We start from the raw sequence: 15,691 nt of genomic DNA, 5'->3' as shown, positions 1-15,691 counted from the left end.
GCCTCGCGTCCGGCCTCGGGCTGCTTCTCTGACAAGAGTAAAACGAAAGCGGCTCGCCGTCAATCGGCCGCGAGGCCGAACCGCCCCGGATCGCCGATCCGGCCGCGGCAGGTCAGGAAATCCAGGCATGTTCCGCTCGCCTCGCGCAGCCTTAGGGCCTCGATCAGCACACGGCATTCACCCCCCATCAGGCCGTCGGCGATGAGGGCCGCCCCCTGCGCCGCGTGCTTGACCCAGGCACCGTCTAACGACGGGAGTGGGCGAACATCTTCGAACGACTGGAAGGCTCGCGCGACGATCCGGCCAACCTCGGCATCGGCCAACCCAGCGCCTGAGAGGTAGATCCGATCAAACGGTGTCACGGCCCTGAGGCCAGCTGAATGCTTGATCAGCGATTCGAGGAACGCATCAAGGCCGGGCTCGCCCATATCGACCAGCCCCCCACGAAATACGTCGCGCTTGGAGAGTGGCGAGATGAGGCAGGCGACTTCGCCATCCCAGGCTCCTCCCGACTTCAGGCCGATCGGCCCCCGAGATCCGGCTGCCGCGTCGACGACCCTGCCTTGGTCCACGACGAGTAGGGCCGTGAACGCGCTGCCGATTTCGGCCACGCAGAAGGTCGATTCGGCCGCCGGACGGTGCCCCCGCTCGGTATCAAACCAGAGCGCGAGTGCGGCCACAGCGATCTTGTCTGCAGTTCCCATATCGACCGCGTTGAGCTTGCGGTGGGCCGGGATCGTCGGGAGGTGGATCCCGCCCGGCAAAAAAACCAGGGGGTGTCCGCACGTGACCAGGGCTGCCGACCTCGATCGGAAACCGGCGATCCCCGCGTCGACACCAAGATCGCCGGAGGCTGGCAAGGCCATCAGGGCGATGTCGCGAGGAGTGATTTGCTCTCCACGGACGAGCGGCAGGCCGTATCCCGATGGCCCGGCAACCAGGTCGAGAGGTGCCCAGGCATCCAACTTCGCGAGCAGTGGGCCGGCACCGTCGGCAAGACTCTGGGGCATGAATCGCGCCTGATCGACGACCCGCCCCTCTGACCAGAGAAGGAGGTCGAGGCTGCTCGTCCCCGGATCGCAGCCGACGACCCTCGCCATGGAACCTAGATCCCGGCCCGGCCGAGCTCGAGAACTTGCTCGGCGTCGAAGACCCGGTCATTGGTGAGGAAGAGTTCTCGCAACACCTTCTTGTGGATCTTCATCTTGGTCCGGCCGACCCCAAGTGCTCCCCAGACCTTCAAGGTTCCGCGCTCGACGCCCTTGTCGGTCGCCTCGATCCCTCCAATTCCCAGCGGAGGGACCGCGTTGAGGTCGATCGCAACCTTCAGGTCGGCGAGTTGATCCCTCGCCCCTGCGGAGAGCAGGCGTATGCCGGCAGCTCCCGCGGCGATGACGACCCGGGCGTTCCGCAAGGGCTCGGCAGGTTGGTCGGGATCCTGCGCGGCGAAGCCGACGACTTCGCCACCGGTGATCTCCCGGATCCGCCGGGCGCAGGCATCGGCCTTGCTCGCGTCACGCGAGCCGACCGCGACGCGTGCTCCGAATCCGGAAAGCAGCCGGGCGACTCGCTGTCCGACCGGGCCTGTCCCTCCGAGGATGGCGCATGGCACATCGGCGACCGAGCCTTCGCAGCCTTCCAGGGCCGCGAGGACGGCCGCAGCGGCGGTTGTGTTCGAGCCGTTGGCGTCGAACAGCACGGAGACCCGGAACGGCCCGAAGAAGGCGTCCTTGACCGCACCGAAGATCGCCTCGGCGGCAACCACGTCGGAACCGCCGACGAAGATAGCCGTCCGTTTCAGGTCGTCGAGGCCGCGCGTGAAGAGGGCGCCGTGGACGAGGTCTCGCACGGCCGAGGGGGTAACCCCGCCGTGCCTGAGCAGATGCGCGACGCCCGAGTCGACGGCGACCACGGCGTCGAAGACGCTCGGCTGAGGGTCGGAATCGAGCTGGAGGAGGATGCTCGGTTTCTGGCCCGGTGTCTCGCCCGCCATGAATCCGGCCCCCTGCCGTCGAAACATGGATGTGGCGCGTGCCGGGTCGGTTGCCCGTCCGGCACGCGTCGAGGAATCCCAGCAGCAGCCATTCAGCCTGGTGTCAGGCGAACGGGTGCTTGGCGGTGTCCTTGCCGGCGATGACTTCGTCGGCGGACGGGGAGCTCTTGAACGCCCGCTCGATGGAGAGCTTGGTGGCGTCGTAGTTGTACTTGAGGATCTTGGCGTTGTCGTCGGCGGCGGGGTGAATGAACACACCGCAGATGATGACGAGCTTCTCGGCCTGATCCTTGGGGATGGTCCCCTCGGCGAGGCAGTCGGCGACCGCCTTGGCGACGGCGTACTGGGCCGGCCCGAACATCTGGACGGCCTGCTTCATCCCCTTGATCGTCACCTTGGTGACGAGCAGGGTGGCGGGCTTCACCGCGAGGTTGGGGGTGAGCACGGCCAGCAGGTTCGAGTGACCGGCCGACTGATTGGCCAGGGCGGCGGCGAATGCGGCTCCGACCGGACCGTCCTTGGTGCCGACGAGGAGGTCGATGTGGGCGATTTCGTTGCCGTCGCCCGAGAGGGCCTCGCCGACGAGGAGGGTGTAGTCGCTGGCCATGGTCGCGGGAACTCCCTGGGAAATATGGGCAGGTCGGGGCGAAACCGGCCGGGAAAACGGCCGGCCTCAGCCCCCTTCGCATCAACGATGCTCGCACGAGGCCCGCAAGGGCCAGCATGGCCTGGCATGATACCAGCACCGAATCGAACCGCAAGTCCCACCAGTTCGCGCCGCAGGGTCGAATGTTGATTCAATGTGGGACAAATTGAGTTGCTTAACGGTCCCCAGTTTGCTCGAATGTGCCATGTCCGGCACGGCCGTCGTGCCGCCCTGCCTTGGCTCGCGCTCGCGCGATCCAGGTCTGCCCACGCGATCTAGTCCGGAGTTGATTCGCTATGAAGAAGCTTTTCTCGATGCTCGCCGTCGCGGCCCTGGCCTCGTCCCTGGGCCTCGTCGCCCTGGCCGCCGAAGACAAGACGATCACCGGCGAGGGCCAGTGCGCCAAGTGCTCGCTCAAGGAAACCCCGAAGTGTCAGAACGTGATCGTCACCGAGGAAGACGGCAAGAAGATCACCTACTACCTGGCCAAGAATGACGTCAGCGACAAGTTCCACAAGAACGTCTGCCAGGAGATCAAGAAGGTCAAGGCGACCGGCACCGTCAAGGAAGAGGACGGCAAGAAGGTCCTGACCGTCTCCAAGATCGAAGTCGTCGAAGACTGAACGCCGCCCGATCGCTGAATGCATGCCGGCCGTGCCTCTCACAAGAGGCACGGCCTTTTTTTTGCCTCGAGGCGACCTTGGCAACCAATGTCCTGATCCTGGGTGCCAGCGTGCGTGCCGCGGCCCAGTCGGCCCGAGACGCCGGTTTCTCACCGTCGGGCATCGACTTTTATGCCGACCGCGACCTCAGGCGGCTAGGTCCGTCGATTCGACTCGACCAGGATTTCTCCCCGGCCGACATCGAGCGCATGGCCCGGTCACTACCGACCGGACCGTTCCTCTACACAGGACCGCTGGAGAACCGGCCCGACCTCATCGATCAGCTCGTCCGCGACCGCCCGCTCTGGGGCCAGCCGGGTGATGTGCTGAAGGAAGTCCGCGATCCCGAACGCCTGGCCCGCGGACTGGCCTCGAGCGGGTTTTGCTACCCGGACATCGCCCAGACCGTGCCCGTCGATACCGGCCCATGGCTCCTGAAACCTTACGCATCCGGGGGTGGGTTGGGGATCGAGCACTGGGACGCTCGCCAAAATGATTCGATCGCGGACGGCTTCTACCTCCAGCGCCTGGTCGTCGGGACACCTCTCTCAGCGATTTTTCTCGGCGACGGAAACCGAACCCGGCTCGTCGGATTGACGCGTCAGATCCTATCGAACGGGCCGAATCCGTTCCTCTATCTGGGCAGCGTCGGCCCATGGCAGGTCTCGCCGGTTGTGCGTACCGAAATCCTCCGACTTGGGGGATTTCTGGCGACCAATTTTCATCTGCGGGGAATCTTCGGGGTCGATCTCATCCAGGACGAGGAATCGTTCGCGGTCATCGAAGTGAACCCTCGGTACACATCCTCGGTCGAGATCCTGGAATGGACGACCGGCTCGAGCCTCCTGGTCGAGCATGCCCGCTGCTTCAAGCCCAATCCGAGTGTCGGTAACCCCCGAGTTCGGCCGGCGGTCTCATTCGCCGCGAAAAGAACGATCCTCGCTTCCCGCGACTGGGTCATGCCGGCGACTGATCTGCCGCTGATTCCAGATTCGGGCCCATTGCCGGGTTGCTGGCTCTCGGATTTGCCGGAACCTGGCGAGCCCTTCGAGGCAGGTCAGCCGGTGCTGACGGTGAATGTCACCGGACGAACCGCAATCGAAGTGCTCGATGCCCTCGATGATCAACTCGCAGGCTGGACCAGATCGCTGGGCCTCGGACCGGACGAGGCATTCTGCTGACGGATGGGCGACCTCGAGAGTAAGATGGCAGATCGGGAGCGGGCCTGGGTGGCGGACCCCGCAACAGGAAATCGTCGGCGGCCTGGCGGAACCATTCGATGACGAAGAAACGCTTGCGGATTTTCCTGCTGACGGCGATCACATGTTGCGGCAGAGCCCTCGCCGACGAGCCGAACAGGCCAACTCCCTCGCCCACGGAATCAAATCCAGCCACGCCGGCCGCGGGGCACTCGCTGCACGGGGATGCGTTCAACGAAGGCCCGCGCCAGGCCGCGGCCTTGCTCCCCGGCATGGGCAAGGTCCACTTCGCGGTGACCACCCAGATCCCTCAGGCTCAGGCGTTCGTGGATCAAGGAGTCGCCCAACTCCACTCATTCTATTACTACGAATCCGAGCGATCCTTCCGCCAGGCCGCCAAGCTCGATCCCGGTTGCCCCATGGTCTACTGGGGCATGGCGATGGCGAACGTGAACAACCCGAAGCGGGCCCGAGGGTTCCTGGCCGAGGCACTCACCCGCGCCGGCAAGACGAAGCCGTCGCGTCGCGAGGAACTCTACATCGAGTCCCTCGGTGCCCTTTTCGCCTCGGAGCAGGTCGACAAGGGGGCCAGGCAGAATTTCCTGCTCGGCCTGGAAACGATCGTTCAGGAATTCCCAGACGACTTCAATGCGCGTGCCTGGCTGGCGATGGCGACCTGGCAATCGAGCCAGGACGACGGGATCGGCAGCCGTCAGGCCATCGACATGCTCATCGAAAGCGTCATCCGCGACGAGCCGGTACACCCTGGGGCCCACCACTACCGGATCCACCTCTGGGACGGCAAGAAACCAGCCCGCGCCGAGAAATCGGCGGGCCTCTACGCGGGAACCGCGCCCGGCATCGCACATGCCTGGCATATGCCAGGCCACACCTACACCAGCCTGAATCGGTTCGCCGACGCCGCCTATCAGCAGGAAGGCTCGGCCCGGGTCGACCACGCCGCGATGGCTCGCGACGGCACGATGCCGTTCCAGATCTTCAACTACGCGCATAACAACCAGTGGTTGGCGACCAGCCTGAGCCACGTCGGCCGGGTCCGCGAATCCGTCGAGGTCGCCCGCAACCTCGTGGAGCAGCCCCGGGATCCCGCCAATAATGGGCCCAAGGACGGCGGCTCGGCGCAACGCGTGGGGCGTCTCCGCTGGGCCGAGGTTCTGGCCCGGTACGAGCTCTGGGACGACCTGCTCGGGGCAATCGAGTCACGCCAGATCGACTGGTCCGACCTCCCCGAAGAGGCGGCGCTGAAGGCGTATCATCTGGGCCTGGCTTATGCCGCCAAGGGGGATAAGGACAAGCTGGGCGCTCAGCTCAACGCCCTCATTGCAGCGACTCCCAAGCCGGATAAGCCCGCCGACGCCTCGAAAAAGGGTGAAGAACCCCGGAACTCGAACGCCCCACTCATCGCCGAGCTCGAAGGGCACCGGGCTCTGCTGAATGCCGATCTCAGCGCGGCCTTCGAGCGATTCGGCAAGGCCGGTCGGATGAGGCCCGAGTCCCTGGCAAGGGCCCAACTGGCCGCCCGAAATTTCGGCTTCGCCGAATCGACCGCCAAGAAAGCCGTCGAGAACAATCCGAGCCAGATCCCGCCCCTGGCCGCGCTCGTCGAGGTCTTGCATGCCTGCGGGAAGGAGCCAGAGGCCCGCGAGGCCTACCGTAAACTGACAGCACTGGCAAGAAACGCGGACAAGGAACTGCCTGTGATGTCGCGGCTAGCGACGTTCACGAAGGTGTGGGAAACCACGCCTCCCGGGGAGACGCAGGAGACCGGGCGAATCGACCTGACGACCCTCGGCCCACTTGGCTGGGAGCCGAATTCCGCGGCGCCGATCGAGCTTGCGGACACGTCAGGAGCGACCTGGTCGTTGTCCTCCCGCGCCGGTCGCAACGTGATCGTGCTCTTCTTCCTGGGCGGAAAGTGCCCGCATTGCATGCAGCAACTCCAACTCTTCGGCAAGGAGCTGGAGGCGTTCGGGAAGCTGAACACCGACATCGTGGCCGTCTCGACCGACGACGTTGAGGCGACACGAGCGCTGAAGACGAACGCGGAAGGGGTCAACTTCCCGATGCCGATCCTCTCGAATCCGTCGCTCGATCGATTCAAAGCCTACAAGGTTTTCGATGACTTCGAGGACGTGCCGCTGCACGGCACCTTCTTCATCGACGCGAAGGGGAAGGTCCGACACAGCCGCGTCTCCGCAGATCCGTTCCTCGACGTCGACTTCCTTAAAGGCGAGATCGAGCGGATCAATCGGATCCTGAAATTCGAGGCCGGTTCCCAGGCAGCTCGTTGAGCGACCGGCCTCGATCGTCTCGCCACCAGCCCATCAGAGACTCGAACTCCTCGGTAAGGCCACGTGATCTCCCCGACCGATGCGAAACTCGCCGCCAGATTGAAGCCGCTCGCCCTCAGGCCACCCGGGACCCTGCTCGTCAACGAGGTTTACCGGAGCATCCAGGGCGAAGGGCTGTATGCGGGGCTCCCATGCACCTTCATCCGGCTGACCGCCTGTCACCTTCGTTGCAGCTATTGCGATAGCCGATACTCGTTCGGCCAGGGAGACCTCGTCGCGCTGGACGAACTCGTCGGCCGAGCCCTCGCGCTGGGGGATACGGTCGTCGAAGTCACGGGCGGCGAGCCTCTGCTTCAAGCGGAGGTTTACCCTCTCATGCACCAACTCGTCGAAGCCGGCCGCAAGGTTTTGCTAGAGACCAGTGGCGCAGTTGGCATCGAGCAGGTGCCACCCGGAGTTCATGTCATCCTCGATCTGAAGACGCCCGGTTCGGGGGAGCACGAGGCGAACCTCTGGTCGAATCTCGAACTCCTGAAACCGACGGACGAATTGAAGTTCGTCATCTGCGATCGTCGAGATTTCGATTGGTCGCTCAACGCGATTGGCGAGCATGCGTTGATCGAACGCTGTGCCGTGCTGATGAGCCCCGCATTCGGGCTGGTCAACCCGACGGACTTAGCCGCCTGGATCCTCGAGTCCGGGCGTCCCATCCGCCTCCAGATCCAGCTTCACAAGCAGCTCTGGGCCCCCGATGCCCGGGGCGTTTGACGGGAGCCCAAACTCCGACCGAACGGCTCACCAACCGTAATACACGCGGAATCCGGCGAGTTGCTGGAGGAATGCCATCCCGGCGAGCCAGCCACCGGTGGTCAGGATCGTCCTGGCCAGGTTGCTCCCGAACTGCTTGATCTTCCGACCACCAACGCTCTCTTCCATCCCGTCCCTGAGCGTGAGCATCAAGCCCATCCCGACGAGCATGAGAATGGGAAGCAGAACGAGAAGTTTAGCGTTGCTCATCGGTCCATCCCATGACGACGGTTGACCCACTCAGGCTAGCTTACTCCATGGAAAGCGAATTCCAGGCCAAATCCGATCGTGCGGGTCGATTCGTCTGGGGGGGAACAAAATGAGGAATCTGTCCAGAATCCTTCCAGTTTGATCAGCCATTGTCACTCGAGACTGACAACCGACTGTCAAATTGTCATTCTCGCTTGGTTGCCCGATCCATCTCTCGCTTGGCATCTTGCTTCTTGACCGCCTCTCGCTTGTCGTGAAGCTTGCGGCCTTTGGCGATCGAGATTTCGACCTTGGCGATCCCCTTCTTGAAGTAGATCTTCAGCGGCACGATGGTCAAGCCACGCTCGGACGACTTGGTGCCGAGCTTGGCAATCTCGGTCTTGTGCAGCAACAACTTGCGGGGCCGCTTGGGCTTGTGGTTCATCCGGTTGGCCTGGAGATACTCCGGGATATCGCACCCGAGGAGCCAGACCTCACCTTTGCTGACATCCGCGTAGGCTTCGTCCAGGCTTGCCTTGCCAGTTCGCAGGCTCTTCACCTCGGTCCCCGTCAGGACGATTCCGGCCTCGACCGTCTCGAGGAGGTCGTACTCATATCGGGCCCGCCGATTTCGGGCCACGATCTTGATCGCTTCCTCGTCGTCCTTCGACTTGGATTTCGCCTTGGAACCGTCGTTCTTAGCCATGCCACACCCGTCGAGACGTCGCGATTGCCGACCGTGCCCAGAAGATTGAGGGCGATCGGGACGCGTTGAATAGTTCCGGCCAATGACCCGTCAACCTCGCGACGCGGCGAAGGCGGCGACCGCCTCCTCGACCGCGTCGCCAAGACGCGGCGAACGAACGTGCAGGACCGGATCCGTCCGCAACCGAGACGCCAAATGCGAACGGTATGCGGGCGCTAATCCAAGCCAGCCCTCCGCCGACCGCCCCTCGAGATTCTCGCCAGGGCCGGGCCAGGGCGGATCCCAAAAGATGACGAAGGTCGGAGCCCTCAGGAACGCCCGGCCACGCTTCCAGGCATCGAGAAATGGCAGGAGGCGGCACGGATTCGAGGCATAACGCCGCTGCGCGATCACCGCAAATTGATCGTACCACGCGAGGTTGAGGAGGAGCGATGCCCCGCCTATCGGCTCGGGCGTCGATTCGATCCGATTCCCCTCCAGGAAGTCGTCGAACGCCGATCGGAATCTCGACTCGTCGGCTTCAGTCGCCAACGTCTCGCCGGAATCGATCCCGCACGAAGGTCCACGGACCAGGGATGACCCGAAATGCCCCGCCAAGGCCTCGATGAGCGAGGCGGTCGGCGGGCCGGGCGGGGCCAGGATTGAGATCTGGGTCGGCCGCCGGTCGAGGTTCGCCAGCAGCCGATCGAGGGTGCGTCCCGTGAGCGGGTCGACCAACCTGGGGGCGATCTCGACGGCCGGCGCGAGCACGAATCGACGGACCGACATCCTCGGATGCGGGACAACCAGGTCGGCCTCGTCGATGACGGAGTCGCCGTGGAGGAGCAAATCCAGGTCGAGCGTCCGCTCACCCCAGTGAACAATGCGCTCGCGTCCCTCCGAGCGTTCGATCTCGTGGAGTGAGCCGAGCAAATCCCGCGCGGAGAGCGACGTCCGCAGCAACGCGGCGGCATTGAGGAACTCGCCCTGCCCGCCGGGCCCACCGACCGGCGCGGTGGTGTGATGGCGGCTGAACGAGTGGAGTCGCGTACCCGGCAGGCGGCCGAGGGCGGCGACCGCGCGGCCCAGGGTGGCCTCGCGGTCGCCGACATTGCTCCCCAGACCGATCAAGGCGAAGGTCGACATGGGGGCGGGTCGATTCAGAGTTTCAGCTTGCCGATGCGGTCGACCGCTTCGAGGAGCCGGGGCGTCTCGACGGTCAGGGCCGCTCGGATGAACTGGTCGGCAGTCCGGCCGAAGCCGAGCCCCGGGGTCGTCACCACGTCGGCCTCCTCGAGCAGGCGGGCGCACAGGGTGGTGGACGTGTATCCCGCGGGGCAGGGGATCCAGACGTAGAACGTCGCTTCGGGGGTCGGGACATCCCAGCCGAGCTTCTTCAGGCCGGCGACGAAGGCATCACGCCGCTCCCGGTAGACGGCGCGAAGGGGCGGGACGATGGTGTCGTACTCGTCGAGCGCCGTCTTGGCGGCGAACTGGATCGCGGTGAAGATGCCCGAGTCGGTATTCGCCTTGACCTGCCCGAGCGCGGCGATGAGCGGAGCGGCACCGATTGCGAAGCCCACCCGCCAGCCGGTCATGTTGAACGTCTTCGAGAGGCTGTGGAATTCGATGACGTGCTCTTTCGCCCCGGGGATCTGCAGCATGCTGGGGGCGGGCGTCTCGAAGTACATCTCGTTGTACGCGGCATCTTGCGCCACGACGAGATGATGAGCCTTGGCGACCTCGACCACCCGCTCGAAGAACGGCAGGTCGGCCGTGCCGCCCGTCGGATTGTTCGGATAGTTGAGGAAGAGGAGCCTTGCACGCGTGTAGATGTCGGCGGGGATCGCGTCTAGGTCCGGCTTAAACCCGCGCCCGCGTTCGAGGGGCATTGTGTAGACGTCGGCCCCGGCGAACATGCTGCTGCTGCGGTAGACCGGGTAGCAGGGGTCGGGCACCAGGCTGATGTCGCCGGGGTTCAGGACCGCCAGAGGGAAGTGGGCAATCCCCTCCTTCGAGCCGATGAGCGGCAGGATCTCGGTGGCCGGGTCGACGTCGATGCCGTACCGCTTCTTGCAAAACTTGGCGATCGACTCGCGCAGCTCGGGCGCGCCCTGGTCGAGGGCGTACTGGTGGAAGCTCGGGTTCTCGACGTTGCGCTGGAGGCTCTCGATGATCGGACGGGGGGTGGGCCGGTCGGGATCGCCGACCCCCAGGTTGATCACGTCGCGGCCGGCGGCGATAGCGGCCTTCTTCTTCCGATCGATCTCCGCGAACAGATAGGGGGGAAGCTTCTGGAGTCGTTCGGCCTTCGCGAAGGGAGTGGTCGCCATCGATCTTCCTGGAATAGAACGGGTGGTCAATGAAACATCCCGGAGACGTGCCGCGTCGGCTCAGGCCATCGCGGATTCGGGGATGTTGTCGTTGGCGTAAATGTTCTGAACGTCTTCGTTCTCGTCGAGGATGTCACGCAGGCGGAGCATCCTCCTGCCGAGGTCGGCGTCGAGATCGACGATGGTCGTGGCCAGGTAGCTTGTCTCGGCCGACTCCAGCGGGATCTTGGCCGCCTCGATGGCCTTGCGGACCACGTCGAAATTCTTGGGGTCGCAGGTGACCTCGAAATAGCCCTCGACGTGGGTGAGGTCGTCGGCGCCCGCTTCGAGGACGATCTCCATCAGGGCGTCTTCTGCGACGGCCTTGTCGTCGACGACGAAGATCCCCTTGTAGTCGAACAGGTAGCTGACGCAACCGCTGGCACCCAGGTTCCCGCCGCAGACCTCGAAAGCTTTACGCAGCTCGCTAGCGGTCCGGTTCCGGTTGTCGGTCAGCACGTCACAGAGGACGGCCACGCCACCGGGACCATAGCCCTCGTACATCACCTGGTCGTAATTCTCGCCCCCAATCTCGCCCGTCCCCTTCTTGACCGATCGCTCGATGTTCTCCTTGGGACAGGAGTAGGAGCGAGCCTTGTCGATCGCGTAGCGGAGTCGCAGGTTCATGTCGGGGTCGCCGCCGCCCGTCTTGGCGGCGACGTAGATCGCCCGGCACAGCTTGGTGAAAAGCTTCCCGCGCTTGGCGTCGACGGTCCCTTTGCGGTGGGCAATATTCGCCGAGTGAGAGTGGCCTGCCATTGTCCGATCCTATCTCAACATGGCCAGGGGGGAAGTCCGAACACAGGTGCAACCGAGCCATCGATGGCCGTAGGTCAACAGCGTAACGGCCCCGGATCCGGCGAGGAGTTCCTCTGGGTCAGATCGGGCTCGAATCGAGCCCGGCACATGAAATCACGGGTTCTCGCCCGTCGAGTTTTTCGGGCTATTTCCGAGCTTATCGAGCGTCTCGAGTTTCTTGCGTAATTCGGCCAGACGCTTGTCGGGGGGGACGGCCTTGCCGGCGGCCGCCTCGGCCTTCTTCCAGGCGTCCTTCGCCTTGGCGAACGACTTGAGCTGGAAGTAAGCGTCGCCGAGGTGCTCCATGATCACCACGTCGGTCGCGCCCCGGGCGGTGGCTGCGGCCTTCTCCAGCGGGGATAGGGCGTCTTCGGGCTTGCCTTGCTTGAAGAGCACCCAGCCCAGGCTGTCGAGATAGGCGGCTTCGTCGGGCTTTTCCTGGAGTGCCTTGCGGACCATCGACTCCGCGCGATCCAGGTTCTTACCCTGATCGGCGTAGAGGTAACCCAGGTCGTTGTTAATCCCGGGGTCGTCGGGCTCCTTCTCCAGCAGCGTCTCCAACTCGGCCTCGGCCTTGGGGAAGTCGCCCAGGCTGCTGTAGACGGTGGAGAGCGTGGAGCGGGCCAGCTTGATCAGCTCCTCATTGCCCGCGTTGCGGTCGATCAGCTCTTTGTAGAACGTCGCGGCCTCTTCCAGCCGGCCAACCTGGGTCAGCAAGGTGCCGTAGGTGAATGACAGCTCGAGGTTGTTGGGCGACTTCTTCAAGACGTCCTGGATCGTCGCCAGGGCCTCGTCGGCCTTGCCGAGGCGGAGCAGGGCCAGCGACGTGAGCCGCAGGGCCTCCTCGTCGTTGGGCTCCAGCTTCAGGGCCTCGCGGGCGGCTTCGAGCGCCTGCTCGGCCTTGCCGGCTTGCAACCGGACCCGACAAAGTTCCGTCAGGGAGCGGGCATTACGCTCATCGGGAAATTTCTTGATCAGGTCGTTGAAGGCGGCCTCGGCCTCGTCATACTTCTCGGCCGTCGCCAGCGTCCTCATCATCTCGCGATACACCAGGGGCGACGGTGTCCGATCCAACGACCAGCGGAGCAGGGCCAGATATTTGTCGTTCTTTTCGGCCGTCGACGCGATATTGATCAGGACGAGCCAGGCCCTCTGCCCCAGCGAGGGCGGGTCGGCCGAGAGCATCTTCAGGCCGGTATCCAGGACGTCGTCGGTGTAGGCCGAGTCGGCGATCAGCTCGTCGATCTGCGGCTTCAGCAGCTCGATCCGGTTGAGCCTGGTCAGGGCCGTCTCCAGGACCTTCAGCAGTTCCTCGGTCTTCTTCTCCTTCAGGAGCGTCGTGAAGACGAGGGCGACTCCCTGCAGGTCGGGCTGCGCCGCGAGCAATTCTTTGTAGATTGCATTCGCTTTATCGACCTGGCCGGCGAGGCGGAAGCGGTCGGCGAGCAGCGCGCGGAGGGCGAGATTCTTGGGATCATTCGCGGAGGAACGCTCCAGATGGGGCAGAATCTCGGCGTCGCGTTTCAGCGATTCGAGGATCTTGACGAGCAGGTCATAGGGCTCGCGACCCGAGGGCTGTCGCTTGAGGTAACGATCGATTACGGCGAGGGCCGCCGCGCCCTGCTTATTGTCGAGTTGGGTCTCGGCCAGGATCAGGGGGATGAGCGGGTGGTCGGGGTCATACGTCAGCCCCCGCTCGAACGCCTGGATGGCCAGGGGAACCCGGCCGGCCGTCAGAAAGACTCGGCCGAATTCGAGATAGGTATTCGCCTCGCTGACGCCCAGGATCCGCCTCAGGTCTGCATTGGTGAAGGCGATCGCGGCCCGATCGTCGAGCGCCGCCATCACGATCGCGTAGGCATCAGCGGCCTTCTCGACCTTCCTGAGAGGGCCTGCGTAGAGCCGGCCGAGGTCATTCTGGATCAGGAGGAAGGGGGGCGCCTTGCGATCGAGGTTGGGGTTGGCCAGCGTCTCGTTCAGGAACGCCTCGGCCGCGGCCGGGTCGTTCTTACGTACGGCGTAATAGGTGACCAGCAGGCTGATCGTCTCGGCGTCATTGGGGTCGGCCTGGATCGCTTTGCGGCTGGTCTCGATGAACGCCTCGTTGCGCCCGAGCGCCCGATTCAGCTTGGCCAGCCGGCGAACAATCGCATTCGCGCCCGGATCGTTGGCGAGCGCCTTCTCGAGGAGGGTTACCGCCTCGGCAAGTTGCCGGCGGTCCTCGTAGGCGCGGGCCGACGTGTAGTCTCGCAGCGACTCGATCCGTTTACGGTCCTGCGAGGTCCGCGGCTTCAGCGGCACGAACGGCTCGGGCGCGTCTTCGCCCGGCCGAGTGAGCAGCTTGGGCCGCTCCTCGGGCTTGATCGCTTGTTCATCGGCGGCCTTGGCTGGGTCGTCGGCGCGGGTCGCGGAAGCCGAGATCATCGCCAAGGATGCCAGGACCACCGGGAGAAGCCAACGGGTCGAGCGCGACATCTCGAGCCTCCACTGCCAGGGCATGGTCAAGCCTCGGGACAGATCCGTCACGAGGCCCTCATGGTAGCACGGCCCGCCGAACCCTGCCAAGCTCGCCGGCACGACCCAAGGGCGGGCGTCAGGCCCGCAAGCGACGTCGCGAAGGACCGTCCGATCACGAAGGAGGGGTCGGTTTGCCCTTGTTTCGTCCGGACGTCGGGGGGGTAGGCGTCTCACCCTTGGCCGACTTGTTCACCGGGGTCTGGATCCCTGAACCCTTGATCTTGGGCACCCTCGGGACCTTGGTCACGACCTTGATGCCGCCGCCGACCTTGGCGCCACCGGCGAGCTGAGCCAGCACGATCGGGGCCGTCGGGCAGATGCTCTTCAGCTCGCACTCCGGGCAGTTCGGGGTCCCCTCCACGCACGTGTCGAATGCCAGGTCTTCGACGAGGTCGACGAATTCGGGGCCCTTCGCCTTGGGCACGGCGCGTTCGAGCAGGCTCCGCAGGTCGAGCACCGCCACATCGGCCGGGGCGACGCCCAACCGGGTGAGCGCCCGCTTCATCGGGGTGTCGACGGGGATCGCGTGGCCCCCGAGCGCCAGCCGCACGACGGTCGCCTCGATGTAGTCGGACTTGAATGCGTCGTACTCGACGAGGGTTGCCAGGGCTTCCTTCTGCGGCTTCTTGATGAGGGCGTCAAGCGTGAAGCTGTACGTCTTCGAGAAGAGCTGCTTGAGGAACCGCCGCAGGGCGATGGCCCTCAAATCGCCGTCGGGCTGATCGGCGAAGACGGCCTCGATCTCGCCCATCGAGGTGACCCGCAGTTCATTCCAGTCGAAGTAATCTTCCTTGAATCTGGCGAGCGTCTTCTCTGCCTGAACGCGGGTGGTCCCCTGATGGCAGATCGCGTAGACGACCGCCTCGATGATGCTAGGCTTGGAAGGGGGCGGGGAAGTCTTGTAACGCTTCTTGAGCAGCGTCTGGATCTCGGTCAGAAATTGAGCTTTGTTCGGTGTAGCCATAAGTCTTGTGGAGATCGAAGTTTGGTGTTGGGATGAGGTCCGCGCTGGGCGATCGATCGGTGGTCGAGGGGCGGAGCAAGGCGCCGCTCAGGTGTCGTTCTCGTCCTCGGCGTCCTCATCCGTCTCGTCGACTTCGCGGGCGAGGTTCGGAACGACGGGGCTTGCCTCGGGGGCGGGTACCCCGCCACGGGCGAGCCGGTCGGCCTCCAGCGTCTCCTCGATCAGTCGCGACATCGAGACCGACTTCTTGACGCTGTCGTCTTCCTTGAACTTCAGGACCGGCGTCGATCGGGTCTGGAGCCGGGCCGCGACCCGGGCCTGGAGGAATCCGGTGGCGTGCTGGAGCCCACGCATCGAGAGCTTCTGCTGCTTCTCGTCGCCCATGATCGAGACGTAGACGGTGGCGGCGTGGAGGTCGCTGGAAACCTCGGCATGCAGGACGGTGATGCTCTTGACGCGGGGATCGGCCACTTCGAAGAGGATCGCCTGGGAGACGACCTCTCGGATCGCCTCGGCGATGCGGAGGCTGCGGTGCGAGGGCATGGCG

Annotated in this window: 15 protein-coding genes; 4 read left to right on the top strand and 11 right to left on the bottom strand. The window is 64.6% G+C overall.

All coding sequences use genetic code 11. The features are described from left to right. Positions 1–59: 59 nt before the first annotated feature. From EP7_RS18960 to fae, 3 genes are all read right to left on the bottom strand, one after another. Complete coding sequence (locus EP7_RS18960) at positions 60–1,100, bottom strand: DUF1464 family protein (protein WP_463523546.1); 1,041 nt, start codon at positions 1,098–1,100, stop codon at positions 60–62. A gap of 5 nt (positions 1,101–1,105) precedes the next feature. After that, positions 1,106–1,993 (bottom strand): NAD(P)-dependent methylenetetrahydromethanopterin dehydrogenase, encoded by an 888-nt coding sequence (locus EP7_RS18955; RefSeq protein ID WP_463523545.1) that lies wholly within the window; start codon positions 1,991–1,993, stop codon positions 1,106–1,108. Between the two features lie 103 nt (positions 1,994–2,096). Continuing rightward, complete coding sequence (gene fae, locus EP7_RS18950) at positions 2,097–2,600, bottom strand: formaldehyde-activating enzyme (RefSeq protein WP_463523543.1); 504 nt, start codon at positions 2,598–2,600, stop codon at positions 2,097–2,099. 335 nt (positions 2,601–2,935) lie between these two features. Here fae and EP7_RS18945 point away from each other — a divergent pair, with 335 nt between their 5' ends. From EP7_RS18945 to EP7_RS18930, 4 genes are all read left to right on the top strand, one after another. After that, positions 2,936–3,262: a DUF6370 family protein gene (locus EP7_RS18945; protein ID WP_463523541.1), complete on the top strand. Its 327-nt coding sequence runs from the start codon at positions 2,936–2,938 to the stop codon at positions 3,260–3,262. Positions 3,263–3,339: 77 nt separating this feature from the next. Beyond that, positions 3,340–4,482, top strand: coding sequence for an ATP-grasp domain-containing protein (locus tag EP7_RS18940; protein ID WP_463523539.1), 1,143 nt, complete (start codon positions 3,340–3,342; stop codon positions 4,480–4,482). A 98-nt stretch (positions 4,483–4,580) separates the two neighbouring features. Then, positions 4,581–6,812, top strand: coding sequence for a redoxin domain-containing protein (locus EP7_RS18935; protein WP_463523537.1), 2,232 nt, complete (start codon positions 4,581–4,583; stop codon positions 6,810–6,812). Positions 6,813–6,875: 63 nt separating this feature from the next. Next, positions 6,876–7,580 carry a radical SAM protein gene (locus EP7_RS18930; RefSeq protein WP_463523535.1) on the top strand — a complete coding sequence of 235 codons (705 nt, stop codon included), beginning with the start codon at positions 6,876–6,878 and terminating at the stop codon, positions 7,578–7,580. Positions 7,581–7,607: 27 nt separating this feature from the next. Here EP7_RS18930 and EP7_RS18925 read toward each other — a convergent pair whose 3' ends face one another. The 8 genes from EP7_RS18925 to rbfA form a co-directional block, all read right to left on the bottom strand. Then, the gene (locus EP7_RS18925) at positions 7,608–7,829 is read right to left on the bottom strand and encodes a hypothetical protein (RefSeq protein WP_463523533.1); all 222 of its coding nucleotides are present in this window, start codon (positions 7,827–7,829) and stop codon (positions 7,608–7,610) included. Positions 7,830–8,013: 184 nt separating this feature from the next. Beyond that, complete coding sequence (gene smpB, locus EP7_RS18920; protein ID WP_463523531.1) at positions 8,014–8,514, bottom strand: SsrA-binding protein SmpB; 501 nt, start codon at positions 8,512–8,514, stop codon at positions 8,014–8,016. Between the two features lie 90 nt (positions 8,515–8,604). Continuing rightward, on the bottom strand, positions 8,605–9,639 hold the full coding sequence (folK, locus tag EP7_RS18915) for a 2-amino-4-hydroxy-6-hydroxymethyldihydropteridine diphosphokinase (protein WP_463523529.1): 1,035 nt from the start codon (positions 9,637–9,639) through the stop codon (positions 8,605–8,607). 14 nt (positions 9,640–9,653) lie between these two features. Further along, positions 9,654–10,826 carry an LL-diaminopimelate aminotransferase gene (locus EP7_RS18910; RefSeq protein ID WP_463523527.1) on the bottom strand — a complete coding sequence of 391 codons (1,173 nt, stop codon included), beginning with the start codon at positions 10,824–10,826 and terminating at the stop codon, positions 9,654–9,656. A gap of 60 nt (positions 10,827–10,886) precedes the next feature. Further along, positions 10,887–11,624, bottom strand: a complete 738-nt coding sequence (locus tag EP7_RS18905; RefSeq protein WP_463523525.1) for a YebC/PmpR family DNA-binding transcriptional regulator — start codon at positions 11,622–11,624, stop codon at positions 10,887–10,889. 153 nt (positions 11,625–11,777) lie between these two features. After that, entirely contained in the window at positions 11,778–14,138 is a 2,361-nt protein-coding gene (locus EP7_RS18900) for a tetratricopeptide repeat protein (protein WP_463523523.1), read from the bottom strand. Positions 14,139–14,292: 154 nt separating this feature from the next. Beyond that, positions 14,293–15,144 carry an endonuclease III domain-containing protein gene (locus EP7_RS18895; RefSeq protein ID WP_463523521.1) on the bottom strand — a complete coding sequence of 284 codons (852 nt, stop codon included), beginning with the start codon at positions 15,142–15,144 and terminating at the stop codon, positions 14,293–14,295. A gap of 87 nt (positions 15,145–15,231) precedes the next feature. Then, positions 15,232–15,687 (bottom strand): 30S ribosome-binding factor RbfA, encoded by a 456-nt coding sequence (gene rbfA / locus EP7_RS18890; RefSeq protein WP_463523519.1) that lies wholly within the window; start codon positions 15,685–15,687, stop codon positions 15,232–15,234. Positions 15,688–15,691: the final 4 nt, after the last annotated feature.

The organism is Isosphaeraceae bacterium EP7, assembly GCA_038400315.1.
GTDB lineage: Bacteria > Planctomycetota > Planctomycetia > Isosphaerales > Isosphaeraceae > EP7.
Note: the sequence above shows the minus strand (reverse complement) of the source record. Positions and strands in the feature narration are given on the sequence as shown.